This window comes from Rhodococcus sp. HNM0569, assembly GCF_012726205.1.
Lineage (GTDB): Bacteria > Actinomycetota > Actinomycetes > Mycobacteriales > Mycobacteriaceae > Rhodococcus_F.
Window position 1 is genome coordinate 33,754 of record NZ_JAASAE010000007.1, and the last position, 18,898, is coordinate 52,651.

At 68.8% G+C, this 18,898-nt stretch carries 17 protein-coding genes and 1 tRNA gene; 8 read left to right on the forward strand and 10 right to left on the reverse strand.

Annotation, left to right across the window (positions count from 1 at the left end):
• Complete coding sequence (locus HCA44_RS11390) at positions 1–3,543, reverse strand: indolepyruvate ferredoxin oxidoreductase family protein (RefSeq protein WP_169648685.1); 3,543 nt, start codon at positions 3,541–3,543, stop codon at positions 1–3.
• 158 nt (positions 3,544–3,701) lie between these two features.
• Between HCA44_RS11390 and HCA44_RS11395 the strand changes: the two genes are divergently transcribed.
• Positions 3,702–4,220, forward strand: coding sequence for an Lrp/AsnC family transcriptional regulator (locus tag HCA44_RS11395; protein ID WP_277350810.1), 519 nt, complete (start codon positions 3,702–3,704; stop codon positions 4,218–4,220).
• A gap of 103 nt (positions 4,221–4,323) precedes the next feature.
• Here HCA44_RS11395 and HCA44_RS11400 read toward each other — a convergent pair whose 3' ends face one another.
• Entirely contained in the window at positions 4,324–4,803 is a 480-nt protein-coding gene (locus HCA44_RS11400; RefSeq protein ID WP_169648686.1) for a GatB/YqeY domain-containing protein, read from the reverse strand.
• A 66-nt stretch (positions 4,804–4,869) separates the two neighbouring features.
• On the opposite strand from HCA44_RS11400, the gene HCA44_RS11405 reads away from it, so the two are divergent.
• Positions 4,870–5,841: a metallophosphoesterase gene (locus HCA44_RS11405; protein WP_169648687.1), complete on the forward strand. Its 972-nt coding sequence runs from the start codon at positions 4,870–4,872 to the stop codon at positions 5,839–5,841.
• 73 nt (positions 5,842–5,914) lie between these two features.
• Positions 5,915–5,988 (forward strand) — tRNA-Pro (locus HCA44_RS11410).
• A 66-nt stretch (positions 5,989–6,054) separates the two neighbouring features.
• Here HCA44_RS11410 and HCA44_RS11415 read toward each other — a convergent pair.
• Positions 6,055–7,038: a WYL domain-containing protein gene (locus HCA44_RS11415; RefSeq protein ID WP_169648688.1), complete on the reverse strand. Its 984-nt coding sequence runs from the start codon at positions 7,036–7,038 to the stop codon at positions 6,055–6,057.
• Between the two features lie 117 nt (positions 7,039–7,155).
• Between HCA44_RS11415 and HCA44_RS11420 the strand changes: the two genes are divergently transcribed.
• Positions 7,156–7,944: a class I SAM-dependent methyltransferase gene (locus HCA44_RS11420; protein ID WP_169648689.1), complete on the forward strand. Its 789-nt coding sequence runs from the start codon at positions 7,156–7,158 to the stop codon at positions 7,942–7,944.
• 25 nt (positions 7,945–7,969) lie between these two features.
• A complete protein-coding gene (locus HCA44_RS11425; protein WP_169648690.1) occupies positions 7,970–8,779 on the forward strand; it encodes a class I SAM-dependent methyltransferase in 810 nt (269 codons plus the stop codon).
• A gap of 22 nt (positions 8,780–8,801) precedes the next feature.
• Here the strand turns inward: HCA44_RS11425 and HCA44_RS11430 are convergent, their stop codons facing one another.
• From HCA44_RS11430 to HCA44_RS11445, 4 genes are all read right to left on the reverse strand, one after another.
• Positions 8,802–9,608, reverse strand: coding sequence for an SDR family oxidoreductase (locus HCA44_RS11430; RefSeq protein ID WP_169648691.1), 807 nt, complete (start codon positions 9,606–9,608; stop codon positions 8,802–8,804).
• 93 nt (positions 9,609–9,701) lie between these two features.
• Positions 9,702–10,505 carry a metal-dependent hydrolase gene (locus HCA44_RS11435; RefSeq protein WP_169648692.1) on the reverse strand — a complete coding sequence of 268 codons (804 nt, stop codon included), beginning with the start codon at positions 10,503–10,505 and terminating at the stop codon, positions 9,702–9,704.
• A gap of 164 nt (positions 10,506–10,669) precedes the next feature.
• The gene (locus HCA44_RS11440) at positions 10,670–11,653 is read right to left on the reverse strand and encodes an LLM class F420-dependent oxidoreductase (protein ID WP_169648693.1); all 984 of its coding nucleotides are present in this window, start codon (positions 11,651–11,653) and stop codon (positions 10,670–10,672) included.
• The gene (locus tag HCA44_RS11445) at positions 11,650–12,327 is read right to left on the reverse strand and encodes an HAD family hydrolase (RefSeq protein WP_169648694.1); all 678 of its coding nucleotides are present in this window, start codon (positions 12,325–12,327) and stop codon (positions 11,650–11,652) included. Before HCA44_RS11445 ends, HCA44_RS11440 begins: the two co-directional genes overlap by 4 nt.
• Before the next feature lie 51 nt (positions 12,328–12,378).
• On the opposite strand from HCA44_RS11445, the gene HCA44_RS11450 reads away from it, so the two are divergent.
• Entirely contained in the window at positions 12,379–12,969 is a 591-nt protein-coding gene (locus HCA44_RS11450) for a CHAP domain-containing protein (RefSeq protein ID WP_169648695.1), read from the forward strand.
• Positions 12,970–13,041: 72 nt separating this feature from the next.
• Here HCA44_RS11450 and HCA44_RS11455 read toward each other — a convergent pair whose 3' ends face one another.
• The 3 genes from HCA44_RS11455 to HCA44_RS11465 all read right to left on the reverse strand — a co-directional run bounded on the left by HCA44_RS11455 (position 13,042) and on the right by HCA44_RS11465 (position 15,649).
• Positions 13,042–13,515 (reverse strand): DNA starvation/stationary phase protection protein, encoded by a 474-nt coding sequence (locus HCA44_RS11455; protein ID WP_169648696.1) that lies wholly within the window; start codon positions 13,513–13,515, stop codon positions 13,042–13,044.
• Between the two features lie 152 nt (positions 13,516–13,667).
• The gene (locus HCA44_RS11460) at positions 13,668–15,128 is read right to left on the reverse strand and encodes a catalase (RefSeq protein WP_169648697.1); all 1,461 of its coding nucleotides are present in this window, start codon (positions 15,126–15,128) and stop codon (positions 13,668–13,670) included.
• Between the two features lie 80 nt (positions 15,129–15,208).
• Positions 15,209–15,649 carry a Fur family transcriptional regulator gene (locus tag HCA44_RS11465; protein WP_169648698.1) on the reverse strand — a complete coding sequence of 147 codons (441 nt, stop codon included), beginning with the start codon at positions 15,647–15,649 and terminating at the stop codon, positions 15,209–15,211.
• A gap of 184 nt (positions 15,650–15,833) precedes the next feature.
• Between HCA44_RS11465 and HCA44_RS11470 the strand changes: the two genes are divergently transcribed.
• Together HCA44_RS11470 and HCA44_RS11475 are read left to right on the forward strand one after the other, a co-directional pair.
• Positions 15,834–17,438, forward strand: a complete 1,605-nt coding sequence (locus HCA44_RS11470) for an AMP-binding protein (RefSeq protein ID WP_169648699.1) — start codon at positions 15,834–15,836, stop codon at positions 17,436–17,438.
• A gap of 78 nt (positions 17,439–17,516) precedes the next feature.
• Positions 17,517–18,830, forward strand: a complete 1,314-nt coding sequence (locus tag HCA44_RS11475) for an MFS transporter (protein WP_169648700.1) — start codon at positions 17,517–17,519, stop codon at positions 18,828–18,830.
• The last annotated feature ends 68 nt before the right edge of the window (positions 18,831–18,898 follow it).

Here is an 18,898-nt window from a genome sequence, read left to right on the forward strand (position 1 = left end):
TCACACGTCCAGTGATTCGGTGGCGATACCGAGCTCGGCGAGCCGGGCTCGGTATCGCTCGACCGAGCGGAGCTTGACGTCCTCGTAACCGCGCACGATGTCCGCTGCGTCGGCGGCGGCCACCACGCGGTCGTAGTTCACGCTCGTCAGGTCGCGGGTGAGATCGTCGATCATCGCTTCGTAGTGCGCGATCAGCGCGCGTTCGAGCTTCCGGATTCCGGTGTGCGCGAACGGGTCGAGCCGAGTGCCGCGCAGCGCCTTGCCCTTCGCGAGCGCGCGGAGCACCGTGTGCGAACGAGGCCCGAATCCGATCTTGCGCGACCGTCCGAGGGTGCGCAGCGTGGGCGGGTGCAGCATGAACGTCGGCGCGGTCGCGCCCGGCACCTCCGTGTCGAGCGACGCGAGGAACGCCGGATCCGTCAGCAGTGCGGCCACTTCGTACTCGTCCTTGTAGGCAGTGAGCTTGTGCAGGCCGCGCGCGACGGCACCCGTCAGTGCGCCCGACCCGTCCGCTGCCTGCTCGCGATTCCATGTGATCGCGACGACGTCCAGGTAGTGCGACGCGACGCGGGAGCCCGAATGCCGGACGAGATCCGCGGCTCGTCGCTGCACGAGCGGCACGAGGTCGCCGGGCGCGTGCACCCGGCTCCACAAGGTGTCGGGCAGCGACGGCATCGTCCGGGCAGGCGCCTCGGGCGGTGTCGTGGCACGAGCGAATTCGTCCGCGCGCGCGACGGATACCCGCCCCCAGCGGAAGGCTGCGAGGTTCGCGGCGACGCGCACGCCGTTGAGTTCGATCGCCTCCTCGATCCGGTCGGCCGGGATCGGCAGCACGCCCGCCTGGTACGCCGCGCCGACGACGAGCATGTTCGCGGGCGCGGTGTCGCCGAACAGGTGCTGTGCCGCAGCGAGCGAATCGAGGTGCACGACACGTCGGGCACGCGCATCGAGTCGCGCCAGCAGCTCGCTCACCTCCGGATGCGTCACGGCCGGATCACGCACCATCGACCCGGTCGGCGTGACCGACGTCGACGCGACGGTCACCGTGCGTGACGCGTCACCGACGTCGACGAACCGGCTGTCGGCGGCCGTCAGGGCGTCGAAGGCGAGGATGCCGTCGGCGGCGCGGGTGCCGACCCGATTCGTGCCGGTGCCGCCGCCCGGCCGCGGCGCCGCGAGTTCGAGGTGGGACGTGACGGGGCCCGCCTTCTGGCTCAGGCCGGTCTGGTCGAGTCCGGTGACGTCGAAACCTGCTCGCAGCGCGGCGATCCCGAGGATCTGGTTGACCGTGACGATACCCGTGCCGCCGACACCCGCGAGAAAGAGGTTGTAGGTGCCCCGCACGTCCGGCGTCGCCGGATCCGGCACCGGGGGCGGTTGCGGGTGGGCATGCTGCGGCGGCGTCTCGGGTTCGGTGACGGTGACGAACGACGGGCAGTCGCCGTCGAGGCACGAGTAGTCGGTGTTGCACGTGGACTGGTCGATCCGCGTCTTGCGGCCGAACTCGGTGGACACCGGCTGCACCGAGAGACAGTTGCTCTTGGCCCCGCAGTCACCGCAGCCCTCACACACCGCCTCGTTGATCACGACGCGGGTGCGCTTGCGCGGCATCGTCCCGCGCTTGCGCTTGCGGCGTGCCTCGGCGGCGCAGTGCTGGTCGTACACGAGGGCCGTCACGCCGTCGACATCGCGCAGCAGTCGTTGCGCTTCGTCGAGGCGGTCGCGGTGCCACACGACGACACCGTCGGCGAGGTCGGCATCACGGTGCCGTTCGGGCTCGTCGGCGCACACGATGATCCTGCGCACCCCGTCCGCCGCGAGTTTGTGCGTCAACTCGGGCACGGTGAGCGCGCCTTCGGGATCCTGCGCACCGGTCATCGCGACCGCGGAGTTGTAGAGGATTTTGTACGTGACGTTCACGCCGGCCGCGACGCACGCCTGCACCGCGAGCTGGCCGGAGTGGAAATACGTTCCGTCGCCGAGGTTCTGGAAGATGTGTCCGGTGTCGGTGAAGGGCGACTGGCCGATCCACTGCGCGCCTTCGCCACCCATCTGGGTGAGCCCGACCACCGCGCTCTCGGGACGGTCGGCCATCGTCACCATCGTGTGACAACCGATGCCGCCCGCGGCGATCGACCCGTCCGGCACGACGGTCGAGCGGTTGTGCGGGCAACCCGAACAGAAGTGCGCGGTGCGGGGCGACGGCAGCACGGTGAGCTCGAGTCGCGGCGGGGCCGCGGGCGCGAGCGCGACACGGGGCGAGAGGATTCGGCGCAGCGGCCCGGCGAGCCGTTCGGCGGTGAGTTCGCCGCTGCGCGGTACGAGCGGCCTGCCGTCGGCGTCGTTCTTACCGACGACGACGGGCCTGCCGGGCTCGGCGAACAGGATGTCCTTGAGCTGGGATTCGACGAACGACGCCTTCTCCTCGACCACGAGCACCGTCTCGACGCCGTGCGCGAGCTCCCGGAGTCGGCTGCCACACAGCGGGAACGGCATCCCGACGCGCAGGATGCGGATGCCGGCGGCGCGCAGTGCGTCCTCGTCGAGTCCGAAATCGGCCAGCGCCTGACGCACCGCGTCGTACGCCGTCCCGGGGGCCACGATGCCGAGCCACGCGTGCGGTGGATCGACCTCGAGCGTGTCGATCGGGTTCGCGGCAGCGAACGCTTCGACCATCTTCCACCGTGGCCCGGTCAGATCTGCCTCGGCGAGAACCGAATCGGGCGGCGCGGCAAGCCGGCGCTGCCGGTACCGCCACGGCGTGCCCTCCCACTCGATCTCGGGCACGGTGATCGCCAGGTCCGCGAAGTCCCGGGTGAGAGTGGACAATCCGTCGGCGACGTCCGCGACCACCTTGATCGCCGACCAGCACCCCGACGCGCGCGACAGTGCCACTCCGTAGAGCGAGAACTCGATCATCTCCGTGGCATTGCGCGGGAAGAACACCGGCATGTCGAGCGCGGCCAGCGAACGTTCGCTTGCGGCCGGAACAGTCGACGACTTGGACGCCGGATCGTCGCCGACGTAGACGAGGACACCGCCGTGCGGGTTCGCGCCGTACATCGCGCCGTGCCGCATCGCATCGCCCGAGCGGTCCAGCCCGGGCCCCTTGCCGTACCACGCGCCGACCACGCCGTCATGCGTGGCGGTTCCCGGAACGTCGAGCTGGCTGCCCCACACCGCGGTGGCGGCGAGCTCTTCGTTGAGGCCGGGCACAAGGCGGATGTCGTTCGGTCCCGTCACGTCGGGCAGGCTCTCGATCAGCCGGTCGACGCCTGCGAGCGGGCTGCCCTGGTAGCCGGACACGAAGGTCGCGGTACGCACGCCGGCGCGGGCGTCGCGGGCGTGTTGCTCGGTGAGGGCGCGCACCATCGCCTGCACGCCGCTGAGCAGGACCGGGCCGGACGACGGGCGGTACCGGTCGGCGAGGTCGAGACTCGCGCGGGACGGGCGGGAACGCGGCGGGGCGGCTGCGCGCGGCCTGCCGGTGTCGCGCGTTCGGGCAGAGTCGGGTTTCCGGGCAGAGTCGTGCGTCTGAGTCATGAGCAGGCACCGCCTTCGTTCCGTCGGAGGATCGCCCCGACTGGTGAACGTCCAGTTGTGTCGAGCGTGACCCAGGCGCCTGTGCCGGTCAATTAGAATCGGAGCAACTGAGCAATTCGTTCAGAGTGTGAGTCTCATCACCGCTGGAGGTGCCGGATTTGCTCAACGATCGCGTCGACATCGACCGCCTCGACGCCGAGCTACTCGGGATGCTCTCGCGCAATGCGCGCACCGGAATCGTCGAACTGGCGTCGGCGCTCGGGGTCGCCCGCAACACCGTGCAGGCGCGTCTGCGACGGCTCGAAGACGCGGGCCTGCTCCGCGGCTACCGGCCGGAACTCGACCTCGCGGGCATCGGGATCACGGTGCAGGCCTTCGTCGCGCTCACTCTCGATCAGGGTCGGTTGCAGGACGTCGTGGACGCGCTCACCGCGATCCCCGAGGTGCTGGAGATCCACGCGACCACCGGCCGCGAGGATCTGCTGGTCCGCGTAGCGACCACCGGGCACCCCGAGCTGCAGGCGCTGATCCAGCGGGTCGTCGCGGTACCGGGCGTCACGCACTCGGACACGACGCTCTCGCTCACCAATCCGTTGCCCTTCCGCGTGCAACCGCTGCTCGCGCACGTGACGCGTGACGCCGGATGGGGTCGCTCGACGCCACCGCGGCGCGAGTGACCCTCGGGTGGCGGTCACGATGTGACCCTCGGGTGGCGGTCACGATGTGACATTCGGTGCACCGAACGCACACCGTGTGACATCGTGACCGACCGGTCCGGAGTCAGAGGCGGTCGCGCACGGCCTTGGAGATGCGGGCGCCGTCGGCCTTGCCCGCGGCGATCGCGGTGGCGCGCTTCATGACCAGGCCCATCTGCTTCTGGCCGGGCCGCTCACCGATCTCCTCGGCGACGTCGGCGATCGCGGTGTCGGCGACGGACGCGAGTTCGTCCTCGGTGAGCGGTGTGGGCAGGTACTCGTCGATGATCTGGGCCTCGGCGTGCTCCTGGGCTGCGAGTTCGCCGCGGCCGTTCTGCGTGTAGATCTCGGCGGCCTCGCCACGCTTCTTCGACTCGCGGGCGAGCACCTTCAAGACCTCGTCGTCGCCGAGTTCGCGTGCTTCCTTCCCGGCGACCTCTTCCTTCTGCACGGCCGCGATGAGCATGCGCAATGTGGCCGTCCGCAGCGTGTCCTTCGCCTTCATCGCCGCGGTCATGTCGGAACGAAGGCGTGCCTTGAGCGGCTGTTCGGAAGAATCTGACATGGTGCGAACGCTACGCGACCTCGTTCTCCGCCGGTATCGCGATCGCCCTTTCAGTATCGTGGAGGTGTGTCTGACGAGTTCCGTTCCCTTCTCACCCGCTCCGCGATCGGCACGGCAGGCGCCGCTGCTCTCGGCATCGGCTACGCGACACTCATCGAGCGCAATGCGTTCGCGCTGCGTGAGGTGACGCTGCCGGTGCTCGAGCCCGGGGCGTCGACGCTGCGTGTGCTGCACCTGAGCGACCTGCACATGATGCCGAACCAGCGGCTCAAGCAGAACTGGCTTCGCGAACTCGACAGCCTCGACCCGGACCTCGTGGTCAACACGGGCGACAACCTGTCGCACCCGAAGGCCGTGCCCGCGGTCGTGCAGTCGATGGGCAACCTGCTGGCCCGCCCCGGACTGTTCGTGTTCGGCTCCAACGACTACTTCGGTCCGCGCCCGAAGAACCCGCTCAAGTACTTCCGCAAGAACCACAAGCGCGTGCTCGGCGAAAGCCTGCCGTGGGGAGACCTGCGCGCCGCGTTCACCGAGCGCGGCTGGCTCGACGTGACGCACGTGCGCCGCGAACTCGAGGTCGCGGGTGTGCGCATCGCGGCGGCGGGCGTCGACGACCCGCACCTGAAGCGCGACCGGTACGACACCGTCGCCGGGCGACCGAATCCGCTCGCGGACCTGCGGCTGGGCATCACGCACTCCCCCGAGCCCCGCGTGCTCGACCGGTTCGCCGACGACGGCTACGACCTCGTGTTGGCCGGCCACACGCACGGCGGCCAGCTGTGCCTGCCGTTCTACGGCGCCCTCGTCACCAACTGCGACCTCGACCGCTCGCGCGTCAAGGGCCCGTCGCAGTGGGGCGAGCACATGAAGCTGCACGTGTCGGCGGGCGTCGGCACGTCGCCGTGGGCCCCCGCCCGGTTCTGCTGCCGCCCCGAGGCCACGCTGCTCACGCTCGTCGCCAGCAAGCGCAAGGACGACACGACCGACGTCGTACGCGGTCGTCGTCGCCGTGCGCGGCGCACCGTTCTGCGCGGCTGACCAGCCGATTTACTGGCAGGTCGAGTGGTGCTGTAAGCTGGCCGAGGTCCGATTGCAGACCGCAGTCCGGCCACGGGGTGTGGCGCAGCTTGGTAGCGCGCTTCGTTCGGGACGAAGAGGTCGTGGGTTCGAATCCCGCCACCCCGACAGTATTGCTCGATGCATGTCGAGTTCAGTGAGCCCGACCGGTTTTCCGGTCGGGCTCACTGGCTTTCAGCCATATTCGTGTGACGCCGCCGCATGCGCATACCGGTCGGACAGCTCGGCAAGACAGCGCGCCAGGTCCGGTGAATCTTCGATCGCGAAATCGGCGTCGAGACGCGCGAGGACCGCCGCGATCGCGAGGATCGTCTGTCCGCCGACGACGGCCCGGCACGTCGAGTCGTCGAGCACGCTCAGCTCGCCCTCCGCGGGGGCGATGCGCTCCGCGACCACGTCCGCGGGCGCATGGACGACGACCGTGGCCTGACGGTTCCACGTCCGAGTCGGAAGCAGCCGCGCGACGAAGTCCTCGAGGTCGCCGGGCAGCTCGCGTTCACGAAATCGCGGTCCGGTGGGCGTGCGCGGCACGATCCGTTCGACCGGGAACACACGCCACTCGTCGATGCCCAGGTCGTACCCGAACAGGTACCAACGATTGCCCCGGTTGATCACCCGGTACGGCTCGATCTCACGACGGCCCGGTGCCGCGGCGGTGTCCTGGCGGTCGTGTTCGTCGAATCGGAGGCGTTCGCACCCTCGGCACAATTCGACGAGCATCGTGAGCAGGCGCGGATCGACGACCGGGGCCGGCTCGGCGAACGGCAGCGGGACGAGGAAGCGGTCGAGATTGCGCAGGCGGTGCCGCACACGTGCGGGGAGCAGCCGCTCGACTTTCGTGAGCGCCTGCAGCGACGTCTCCTCCATGCCGCCGATGATGCAGCTCATTCCACTGCGCAGCCCGATCGCGACCGCAACGGCCTCGTCGGCGTCGAGCAGCAGCGGCGGGACGTCCGCGCCGCCGGCACCGAGCCGGTACCCACCTGCCCCACCGCGCGCCGCGGCCACCGAGTACCCCAGGTCCCGGAGACGTTCGATGTCGCCGCGGACGGTGCGCGGGCTGACCTCGAGCCGTTCGGCGAGCTCGGCGCCCGTCCACCGCCGTCGCCCCTGCAGCAGCGACAGCAAGGTCAGCACGCGTGCCGAACTCGACGTCACGAATTCGAGGATGCCATGTGATGAGGAACACCCGCTGCCTAAACGCCTTTTACGGTGGCTCGATCACCCCGCTGCGCCGGACGCCTCGCTGCCGGCGCCTCGACGAAAGGCCGACATATGCAGACCGAGTACGTGTTCGACACCGGGTCGGATCCGGGACACGTCCAGGTGCAGTGCCTCAGCGACATGCTCGACGGCACGTCGACACGAATTCTCGACGACCTGGGCGTTCCACCGGGCGCGCGATGTCTCGACGCGGGTGCGGGGAACGGTTCGATCGCGCGGTGGCTCGCCGACCGAGTAGGGCCGACCGGGTCCGTGGCGGCCGTGGACATCGACACCACGCACCTCCCGCCGTCGAGCGGTGTCACGGTGCACGCACACGACGTCGACGACGGGCTGCCCGAACCCGGCCCGTTCGATGTCGTCCATGCGCGGCTGCTGCTGATGCACCTCGCTCGCCGCCGCGACATCTTCGCCGAGTTCGCGCGCTCCCTCGCGCCGGGCGGGTGGCTCGTCGTGGGCGATGTCTCCCCTCGGCTGCCACACGCGGTCACCGCCGCCGACGCGGACGACCTCGCGCTGTTCGACCGGGTATTCGAGACGGCGATCGCGCACGCCGCGCCTGCGGTCGGCATGAATCTCGCATGGGCGCACTCGGTGCCACACGAGATGGCCGCCGTCGGCCTCACCGACGTCGGCAGTGCCGAGCACGCGTTCACCGACTCGGGCGGCGGTGCCGGACTTCGCTACTACGGCAGCCTGCTGCAACAGGTCGCCCCCGTCCTCGTGTCGCACGGGCTCAGCGAAGCGGAGCTGGACCGCATGCAGGAACTGGTGGTCGACCCGCGGTTCAGCGCGTGGTCGTATCAGTTCGTGTTCACCTGGGGCCGCCGACCGGCGTGACTCCGACGCCACAGGAAGGAATCTCATGTCGACCACCGAATACTTCGCCGACGACCGCCGGCTCGAACACGAACGCCTGATGAGCCAGAGCCGGGTGTTCGATCCTCTGACGCGACGGCTCTTCGACCAGGCCGGCCTGCACGAAGGCATGCGCGTGCTCGACCTCGGCAGCGGCGCGGGCAATGTCGCGCTGCTGGCGAGCGAATACGTCGGCCCGAGCGGCAGTGTCGTCGGCGTCGAACGCGACCCGGAAGCCGTCGAACACGCGCAGGAGTGGTGCACGCTCAGCGGCATCGAGAACATCGAGTTCCGCACCGGTGACGTCCAGACGCTCGACAGTATGACGGAGCGGTTCGACGCGGTCGTGGGCCGCCTGATCCTGATGTACCTGCCCGATCCCGTGGACGCGCTGCGCCGTGCCGCATCGCTGCTGCGGCCCGACGGCATCCTGTGCGTGCACGAAGCGGACATGACCGACTGGACCACCGCGGACAGCGAGCACTGGCACACGGCCCGCCGCTGGGTGCTCGACGCCTTCGAACGCGTGGGCACCAGGATCCGTATGGGGCCGTCGCTGTACTCGGCTTTCCTCGAAGCCGGTCTGCCCGAGCCGCGGATGACTCTCGAGGCCGAGGTCGGCGGCGGCGACCAGGCGCCGGTCTTCGGCTGGGCGAATGCGGTGATCGCGGCGGCCCCGTTGCTCGAACGGCTCGGGATCGCGACGGCCGAACAGGTGGACGCGGAGACCCTCACCGCACGGCTGACCGACGACATGGTGGCGTGCAACGCGATCGTGTCGAGCCCGCTCATGTACGGGGCCTACTGCCGCGTGTGACTGCGGCCCTGCGGCGCAGCGTTCAGAGACCGTGCTTGCGCGCGGTGATCTTCTCGACGAGTTCGCGCGGAACGAGCCGCTGGAGCGCGAACACCACCGGCGCATTGCTGCCGACGGCGTAGAGCTGGCGCGGCTTGTCTGCTTCGATCGCCTTCAGGACGGTCCGGGCGACCTTGTCCGGCGAGATTCCGCCGCGCTCGTTGGCGTCGAGATGCTCGATCATCGTGTCGTACTCGCGGGTGTAGGTGGACCCGTCGGCGCGATAGTGCGTGCGGCGGGTGCCGATACCGGTCGCGATCGACCCCGGTTCGACGGTCGTGATCCGCACCCCGTAGGGCGATACCTCGCGGCGGGCGGCCGTCGCGAAACCACGCAGCGCCGCCTTCGCCGCCACATAGGACGACCGGTACGCGAGTGGGAAACTGCCGAGCATCGACCCGACCATCACGACGCGTCCGAACCCTCGGGCGCGCATGCCCGGCAGCACGAGCTGTGTGAGCCGCACGGCGCCGAACACGTTCGCCTGGAACAGCCTTTCGACGGCGTCCATCGGCAGCTCTTCGAAGGGACCGCTCTGGCTCTCGCCTGCGTTGTTGACCAGGACGTCGACGTCACCGACCCGTGCGACGCACGCTTCGATGCTCGCAGGATCGAGCAGGTCGAGTGCGACGAACTCGACGCCGGCGATCGCGGGTGCGCGGTCGGGATCGCGGCTCGTGCCGAAGACGCGGTAGCCGCGTCGTGCGAGCAGTGCTGCGACGGACGCGCCGATGCCCGACGACGCACCTGTGACGAGGGCTGTCCCGGGTGTGCGCGGATTCTGTGCCATGACGACCCCTTCCCGACGCCGCCTGCGTGACGCTCACGCGGCGCTGCCGAAGTCTATCCGCACCACCTGGTGCATCACGAGGTGCGGAGGTTGCTACCGCGCGACCGGCGTGAACGCGTCGTAGATCGCCTGCGGCGCGCCGTCGATCGCGAGCACGCCGAGGGCGAACACCCCGAGGGTGAGGGCAGGCCCGAGCACGACCTTCTCGAACGGGCCGCCCGCCCGGATCGACAGGAAGTCGGGCAGTTTGATCTCCCACCAGCGTTCCTTGCCCCACGGCACGAACGGCGCGAGGAAAGGCACGCCCTCCTTGGTGATCGCGTCGCCGATGCAGTGCACGACGCACCCGAGCGATACGGCGACGCCGAGCCCGGTGGAGCCGGCCTGCGTGGGATACCACTGCCAGGTGAGTGCCGCGGTGACCGCGGACAACAGCGAAACGACCAGCCAGCCCTTCTCTTTCGCGAACTCGCCGGCGAGCCCCCGCAGTGCGAGACCGATCGCGAAGAACAGCGTCGCGACGATGGCCGGTTTACCGAAATGCGCGACCGCGGCGGTGACGGCAGCACCGAGCCCGGCCGCGAACAGCGCGGTGTGGGTGAGCGTGCGGTGCCCGCCGCGACGCTTGCCGTCCTTCTTGCCCTTCGTGAGCCGGTAGTAGCCGAGCGATATCGCATCGACGAGGCGTGCGAACAGCTTGCTGACCGGTCCGAACGAGCGCGAGACGGTCGACTGTGCGGTATCGAGATCGGGAAGCAGTGCCGCGCCCGCGCACACCGCGGCGAAGGTGAACGTCTCGGCGGTGGACGTGGGTGCACCCCAATCGGGCGGCAGCACTTCCGCGACCACGAGCCCCACCGCGGCACCCGACATCGCGTGCGTCGGTCCCATCACCATGCGGGACTGCCCTCCGTCCCGGCCGTGCGCTGCTGGATCGGGACACAGGACTTCATGGAGGAGAACGCCTTTCGCCACGTCTTTTCGGACGCGAACGAATCTAGCAACGCCCTCCGACGCGGGGCGGCCCGGGCTGGGCGGTGCCGTTTCCGGCCCGGATCGAGTCAGCTCGAGGCGACCCGCAGCGCCTCGAGCAAGGGCACCGCGGCTTCCTCGAAGAACCTCTCCTGGTGGTCGCCGCCGATCTGCACGAGCGCGACGTCGGTGAAACCGGCCTCCCAGTACGCGCTCACGGCCTCGACGATGCGATCGAGGTCGGGACCGCACGGAATCGTGTCCGCGACATCTTCCGGTCGTACGTATTGGGTTGCGGCAGCGAATCCTGCCGTCGTCGGTAGGTCCGCATTGACGGCCCAGCCGCCCGCGAACCAGCGGAACTGATCGTGCGCACGCGCGATCGCCGCATCCCGATCGGGATCCCAGCAGATCGGGATCTGCCCGACGGAGCGACCGGGCGGCTCACCCACACTGTTGCGCAACGACTTCCACGCGTCGACGAGCTCCTTCCTGGGCTCGGTCGCGATGAGGTCGTCCGCGATCGGGCCGAACCGTTCGACGCCCTGAGCGCCCGACATCGCCAGACCGATCGCGATCGGATCGTCGGGGACGTCCCACAATCGTGCCGAGTCGACGTCGAAGTGCCTGCCGCGAAACGTGAGCAGATCGCCCGTGAACAGTTCGCGCATGATCTCGACGGCTTCGACCAGCATGTCCTGCCGGGTGTCGACGGACGGCCACCCGCGGCCGACGACGTGCTCGTTGAGGCTCTCGCCGGAACCGAGACCGAGCGTGAAGCGGCCGTCCGCGAGGATCTGCATCGTCGCCGCCTTCTGCGCCACGATCACCGGGTGGTACCGCATCGTCGGGCACGTGACGTACGTGAACAGGTCCATGCGTTCGGTCGCATGCGCAACGGCGCCGAGCACCGACCACGCGTACGGCGCATGCCCCTGCGCGGACAGCCACGGCGAATAGTGGTCGCTCGACACGGCGAAGTCGAACCCGGCGCGCTCGGCCGCGATCGCATTGGCCACGAGCTCCTTCGGGCCGTTCTGCTCGGTCATGAGGGTGTAGCCGAAGCGAGTCACTGGATCATCTCCCTGATCGGTGTCCGGTCGAGGTTCTCGAGCAGGTCGGCGGCGTCGTCGAACACGGCCGACGCGCCCGTCACGGTCAGTTCGTCGGCGCCGATGCCACCGCTGAGCACCCCCACCGCGGGCACACCCGCGCGAACCGCGGCGGCCATGTCGTAGACCGCGTCGCCCACCAGCACCGCCGCCGACGCGGCGACTCCCACCTTGCCGAGCGCGACGGCGACGAGTTCGGGGCGCGGCTTCGCGGTCTCCACGTCGGAGGCATTGGTGACGGCTGCGACGTGGGCGTCGACGTCGAGGACCTCGCGCAGGATCGCAAGTTCCTCCCGCGAGGACGACGACGCCAGGACCACCGCGACGCCTGCCTCGGCCAGATGCGCGACCAGATCGCGTGCGCCCGGGAGCGGTCGCAACCGCTGCGCGTGCTGCTCGTAGTAGGAGAGGTGCAGATCCTTCGCGCGGTCGCGGATCGCGTCGTCGGCGTCCGGCAGCAGGACCTCGAGCAGCCTGCTGCCGTCCATCCCGATCGCGCGGTGGACGAGCCATGCGGCGACGGGATGGTCGACGTCTTCGAAGGCCCGCGTCCACGCGTCCACGTGCTGGTAGTTGGAGTCGACAAGGGTGCCGTCGATGTCGAAGAGCACTGCCGAGGACCACGACGTCGTCATCGGTTACACCTACCCCGCGTCGCCCGGCTGCTAAACCTGTAATTTGACCGCATGCGCACACCGGGCCGTCGAGTCGTGGTCGCGATCGCGGCCGGGGCGGCGATCCTCGGGACCGGGGTCGTCGCGCTGCACGTCGCGCCCGAGCGGTACGTGCCCTGGGACACCGCGCACCTCGATACGGCGGACGACACCGAGCTGACGCCCGTGCAGCGCCGTGTGGTCGAACTGGTCCGCACGGAGCATGCCGCACAACAGCCCGGCGAGTTCTACTCCGACGGCGCGGACGAGGACTGGTGCGCGAACTTCGTGAGCTGGGTGATGCGCGAGTCGGGTGCGCCGCTCGCCAACCCGAATTCGGGCGGGTGGCGCATCCCGGGCGTCTACACCTTGCAGGAGTTCTACGAAGCCACCGACCGTTTCGAGGCCGTCGACTCCGGCTACCGTCCCGCGGTGGGCGATGTCGTGCTGTACGAGAATTCGTGGTTCCTCGGTGTCGGCCAGCACACCAACATCGTCGTCGCGGTCGACGGCGACACCGTCACGACCGCCGGCGGCAACGAGTGGGATCGTGTGCGGCTGCACAATCTCGACTGGCGCGACGATTCCGCGGTCGTCGGGTTCGGCACGCTGGGCGGCGCGTGACCGCGCAACGCAACGCACACGGCGCCCCCGCTCGGCGCGCGGGGGCGCCCTGTGTTCGGCTCGTATCTGCGATCAGGCGATCTGCGCCTGCCACATCCAGTGCAGCTGCTCGAGCCGCGCCGTGATGGTGATGAGCAGATCCTGGGTGACCGGATCGGCCGCTTCGGTGGAAGCGATGCGCTCGCGGAGACGCTCGATGACGGCACCGAGATTGCCCACGATGGACGCGATGACCTCCGAGTCGGTGGTCCAGCCCTCGCCGAAGCCCTTGGTACCGGAGTCCTTCGCCACCGTACCCGCGCGGCCGTCCGGGCTGACACCGATCGCCGTGGCGCGCTCCGCCGCGTCGTCGGTGAATCCGCGAGCGGCACTGACGAGTTCGTCGAGCGCCAGGTGGACCGACCGGAAGTTGCGGCCTACGACGTTCCAGTGCGCCTGCTTCGCGATGAGGGACAGATCGATCAGGTCGACGACGGTGGCTTGCAGAGCGTCACCGGCGGTCCTCTGCTGATCGGCGTTGAGAGTGCTGGTGATGGGGTTGCTCATTTTCCTACCTCGTTTCTCTAGAACGCAGCGCTTCTGTCGAACGCAGGCTCCGGGATCGGGTCGGCGTGATCGGCCCGATCCCTGCTGCCCCGAGCCTATTCGAGTTGCCGGTCGTCGTGGGGAGAAGCCGGCCCACGCTTCCGAGATCCGGCTCACTGTGCCGAGCGCACGCCCTCCTCGACTCGCTTGCCGAGATCGGCATCGACGTTCTTCCAGTACTCGAACACCCGGCTGAGCACCGGCTCTTCGACGCCACCGAGCACGTGCCCGACGATATTGGCGACCAGTCGGTCCCGTTCGTCGTCGCCGAGCACCTCGCGCACGAGGGTGCCGGCCTGCGTGAAGTCACCGTCCTCGGGATGCTCGACGTATCCGGCGCGCACCGCCTGGCCGTCGAAGTTCCACAGCCCCTCGTCGCCGGCGATGTTCGGATCGGCATGCGGGCCGCCGAACGAGTTGGGTGCGTAGACCGGGGTCTCGGGTGAGTCGAACCGGTAGGTCATCGCCCCGTCCTGCGAGTACGACGACACCTTGTTCTTCGGCGCGTTGACGGGCAGGTGCGCGTAGTTCGCGCCGATCCGGTAGCGGTGCGCGTCCGCGTACGAGAACACGCGGCCGAGCAGCATCTTGTCGGGCGAGAACCCGATTCCCGGAACGATATTCGACGGCTCGAAGGATGCCTGCTCGATCTGCGCGAAGAAGTTCTCCGGGTTGCGGTTCAGCGTCCAGGTGCCCACCTCGATCAGCGGGTAGTCCTGCTGCGACCACACCTTGGTGAGATCGAACGGGTTGAATCGGTAGCCCTCCGCCTCGTCGACCGGCATGACCTGCACCTTCAGCGTCCAGCTCGGGAACTCGCCGCGCTCGATCGCCTGGTACAGATCCTGGCGGTGATGGTCCGGCGAGGTGCCGGCAAGTTCGTCTGCCTCGGCCTGCGTGAGGAACTCGATGCCCTGGTCCGTCTTGAAGTGGTATTTGACCCAGAAGCGTTCTCCCGCTTCGTTGACCCACTGGTAGGTGTGCGATCCGAAGCCGTCCATGTGACGCCACGTCTTCGGGATGCCGCGGTCGCCCATGAGCCAGGTGACCTGGTGCGCCGATTCGGGCCGGAGGGTCCAGAAGTCCCACTGCATGTTGTGGTCGCGCAGCCCCGAACCGGGCAGACGCTTCTGCGAGTGGATGAAGTCGGGGAACTTGATCGGATCCTTGATGAAGAAGACCGGCGTGTTGTTGCCGACGAGGTCGTAGTTGCCGTCCTCGGTGTAGAACTTCACCGCGAAACCGCGCGGGTCGCGCCACGTGTCCGGGCTGCCCTGCTCACCCGCGACGGTCGAGAACCGGACGAGCGATTCGGTACGCGCGCCGGGCTGGAACACCTTGGCCTTGGTGTACTTGCTGACGTCGCCGGTGACGACGAGTTCGCCGAAAGCGCCGCCGCCCTTGGCATGGACGACGCGCTCGGGCACGCGCTCGCGGTTGAAGTGGGCGAGCTTTTCGATCAGGTAGTGGTCGTGCAGCAGGATGGGCCCCTGCGTGCCCGCGGTGAGCGACTCGTTGTCGCTCGCGACGGGGTTTCCGAAGTCGTTGGTCGTGAAAGCGGCCTTTTCGGACATTCACTGCCTCCTGTCGGGAGTTTTTTCGGTTGGCGAAGTCAGGGCACACGGGTGCCCTGGAAGGTCTCGGAATCGATCGGTCAGGTGGCGTCGACGGGTGCGTCTCGGCGGCACGAGGCACACAGCCCCCAGAAGACGACTTCTGCTTCGTCGACGGCGAAGCCGTGCGTCTGCGACGGGGTCAGGCACGGCGCCTCGCCGACCACGCAGTCGACGTCGACGACCGTGCCGCACGAGCGGCACACCAGGTGGTGGTGGTTGTCGCCGGTACGCGCCTCGTACCGGGCGGCCGAGCCTGCCGGTTCGATCCGGCGCAGCAGGCCGGCTGCCGTGCATGCCTTCAGCACGTCGTAGACCGCTTGCGTCGACACCGAGCCGAGCTCGTCGCGCACCGCGGCCGCGATGTGATCGGCATCCGAATGCGGATCGGCGGCAACGGCGTTCAACACTGCGACACGCGGAGCGGTCACACGAAGCCCCGCCGTGCGCAGTTGCGCCTTGGGATCGATGTCGTGTCGCATGACTCCAAGTATGCGCTCTTTTTGGAACTAGTCAAGAAAAGAGCGCAGGCGGTGCCTGCGGTCACATTCGCGACCTCCGCCTGGTTGACAGCCGCTCTGTGATGCACGACACTTTTCAACTACCGAGCGATCGATCGGTAGGCCGATCGTCCGGGAGCAGCAGCCCAGTACCGAGGAGCGCCACGTGCCGGACGCAGACATCCATCCCCCCACCCGAAATCTGATCGAGGCATGGACTCGCCGCGTCGAGCGTGAGCCCGAACGGGTCGCGATCACGTACTTCGACGCCACGCTGTCGGCGCGCGAGGTGGACCGCCTCACCGACGCCCTCGCGGTCGCGCTCGCGCGGCGCGGCGTCACGCACGGCGACCGCGTCGGCATCTACCTGCAGAACATTCCCCAGTACCCGCTCACGCTGCTCGCCCTGTGGAAGCTCGGCGCCGCGGCCGTCCCGGTCAACCCGATGTACCGCGGCGACGAACTCGCACGCCTGCTCACCGATTCGGGGGCTGTCGGCGTGGTGTCCTCGTACGACGCCGCCGAGGACGTCCGCGCGGTCGCCGCGTCCGGGGTCTGGGTCGTGACGACCGACCCGCACTCGTTCCAGACCACCGACGATCCCCGCGTGTTCACGGGGATCGGCCGTGCCGAGGAGGACGAACTGCTGTCCGAAGCGGCGCAGTGCGACGGGCAGGCACCCGCGGCGGAACTCTCGGGCGACGACCTCGCGATCCTCGCCTACACGTCGGGCACCACCGGTCCACCGAAGGGCGCGTGCAACAGTCACGCCAATGTGCTCGCGGTCGCGTCGAGCTACGCCGCCCACGTGGGCCTCACGAGCGACGACGTCGTCCTGGGTGTCGCACCGCTGTTCCACATCACCGGCGCGGTGGTCAACGCGACCATGGCGCTGCTCCACGGCGGCAGCCTGGTGCTCGCCGGGCGCTTCCACCCCGAAGTGACACTCGACGAAATCCGCACCCACGGTGTGACATTCACGATCGGGTCGATCACAGTGTTCAACGCGCTCGGCGCAGTGCCACAGGCGGGCCGAGACGATCTCGCGTCGATCCGCGCACTGTACTCGGGCGGAGCGCCGATCCCGCCCGCGACCGTCGAGCGGTTCGAAGCGCGCTTCGGCCACTACATCCACAATGTGTACGGCATGACCGAGACGACGTCGGCCGTCGTCGCCGTTCCACTCGGCGAGCGCGCGCCGGTCGATGCCGCGACCGACACGCTGTCCGTCGGCAAGGCACTGCCCGGGCTCACCGCCCGCGTGGTCGACGCGTCCGGCGCCGACGTCTCCACCGGGGCTCCGGGTGAACTCGAACTGTCCGGACCCCAGGTCGTGTCGGGCTATCTGGACAACCCCGAGGCGACGGCATCCACCTTCCCCGGTGGCCGCCTCCGCACCGGCGACGTCGCCGTGATCGACGCGGACGGCTGGGTGTACCTCGTCGACCGGATCAAGGACCAGATCAACGTGTCCGGCTTCAAGGTCTGGCCGCGCGAGGTCGAGGACGCGCTGTACCGGCACCCGTCGGTGCACGAGGCGGGCGTCGTCGGTGTGCCCGACGACTACCAGGGAGAATCGGTCGTCGCCTTCGTGTCCCTCGGCACGGACGCACCGCGCGTCGGGGAGGACGCACTACTCGAGTTCGTGCGCGAGCACCTCGCAGCGTACAAGCGGCCCAAGCACATTCACGTGGTCGACGACCTGCCCAAGACCCAGACCGGCAAGATCCGCCGCACCGCGCTGCGTGAGGTCGCGCATCCCACGACCTGATCCCCGTCCTCGCTTCCCCTCCCCCTTCCACGCCGACTCCCCTCCCCCCGTCCGACCGAACGAAATCGGAGGCCCACCATGGCCCGCCCCTCCTCTGCTGCCGATCCAGCCGTGGACGCATCACCGACGAGCTCGTCGTCCCTGAAATCGAAACGGAAGTCCCTCGTCGCGAGCGGCGTCGGCAACGTGCTCGAGTGGTACGAGTGGAGCGCGTACGCGGTGTTCGCGCCGTTCATCGCCGCCGCGGTGTTCGACGACACCAATCCCGTCTCGGCGCTGCTGTCGACGCTCGCGGTGTTCGCGGTCGGATTCCTGATGCGCCCTCTCGGCGGAATCGTGTTCGGCCGCATCGCCGATCGACGTGGCCGCAAGTTCGTGCTCGTGACCACGATGCTCATGATGGCGACCGGGAGCCTCGTCATCGGTGTGATGCCGACCTACGAGACGATCGGTGTGGGGGCGTCGATCATCCTGCTCGCGGCCCGCATCGCGCAGGGATTCGCGCACGGCGGCGAGTCCGCGACGGCCTACTCGTACGTCGGCGAGATCGCGCCGCCGAACCGTCGGGGAACGTGGGGCAGCATCGCGTTCGTCGCGATCTTCGGCGGCTCGGCGCTCGCCTACACGGTCGGCGGTGCGGTCACCAGTGCGCTCAGCGAGAATGCGGTCGCGCAATGGGGTTGGCGCATCCCGTTCCTGCTCGGTGCGGTACTCGCCCTCGTCGCCCTGTACCTGCGCCGCAGCATGGACGAGAGCGATGTATTCGAGTCCGACACCACCGCAACCGATTCCACGCCGATCCCGCGGCGTACCGTGGTGCGGGCGATCGTGCTGATGATCGGGATGACGTCCGGTATCACCGCGGCGCACTACACGTGGACGTCGTACGTCTCGACCTACGCGATCACGCAGGAAGGCATGGACCCCGACACCGCCTACTGGATGCTCGTGATCGCCCAGGTGATCGCGCTCGTCTCGCTTCCGTTCTGGGGACGTCTTTCCGACAGCATCGGCCGCAGGCCCATGCTCGCGGCCTTCGCAGTACTCATGTTCGCTCTGCAGATCCCGCTGACCGGCGCGATCTCGGCGAACGGCTGGACCCTGCTGGTGGCGGCGACCGTCGCCCTGCTGATCGTGTCCGTGCCGGCGTCGGTGCTCTCGGCAACTCTGTCCGAGAGCTTCCCCACCAAGCTCCGCACCCAGGCGATCGGGTTCGCGTATTCGTTCTCGGTCGCCGTATTCGGCGGTACTGCACCGTATCTCAACCAGCTGCTCGTCTCGCACGACATCGGGTGGGTGTTCGGTGTCTACATCATGGCGCTCGCCGCGGCCACCGGCGTGGCATGCCTGTTCATGAAGGAAACCAAGGGCGTGCACCTGTCGGACGTGTGATCGATCAGCCGAAACTGCGCACCACGCGGCGGCCGCGACTTACGATGAACAGACACAGTCCCGACCAC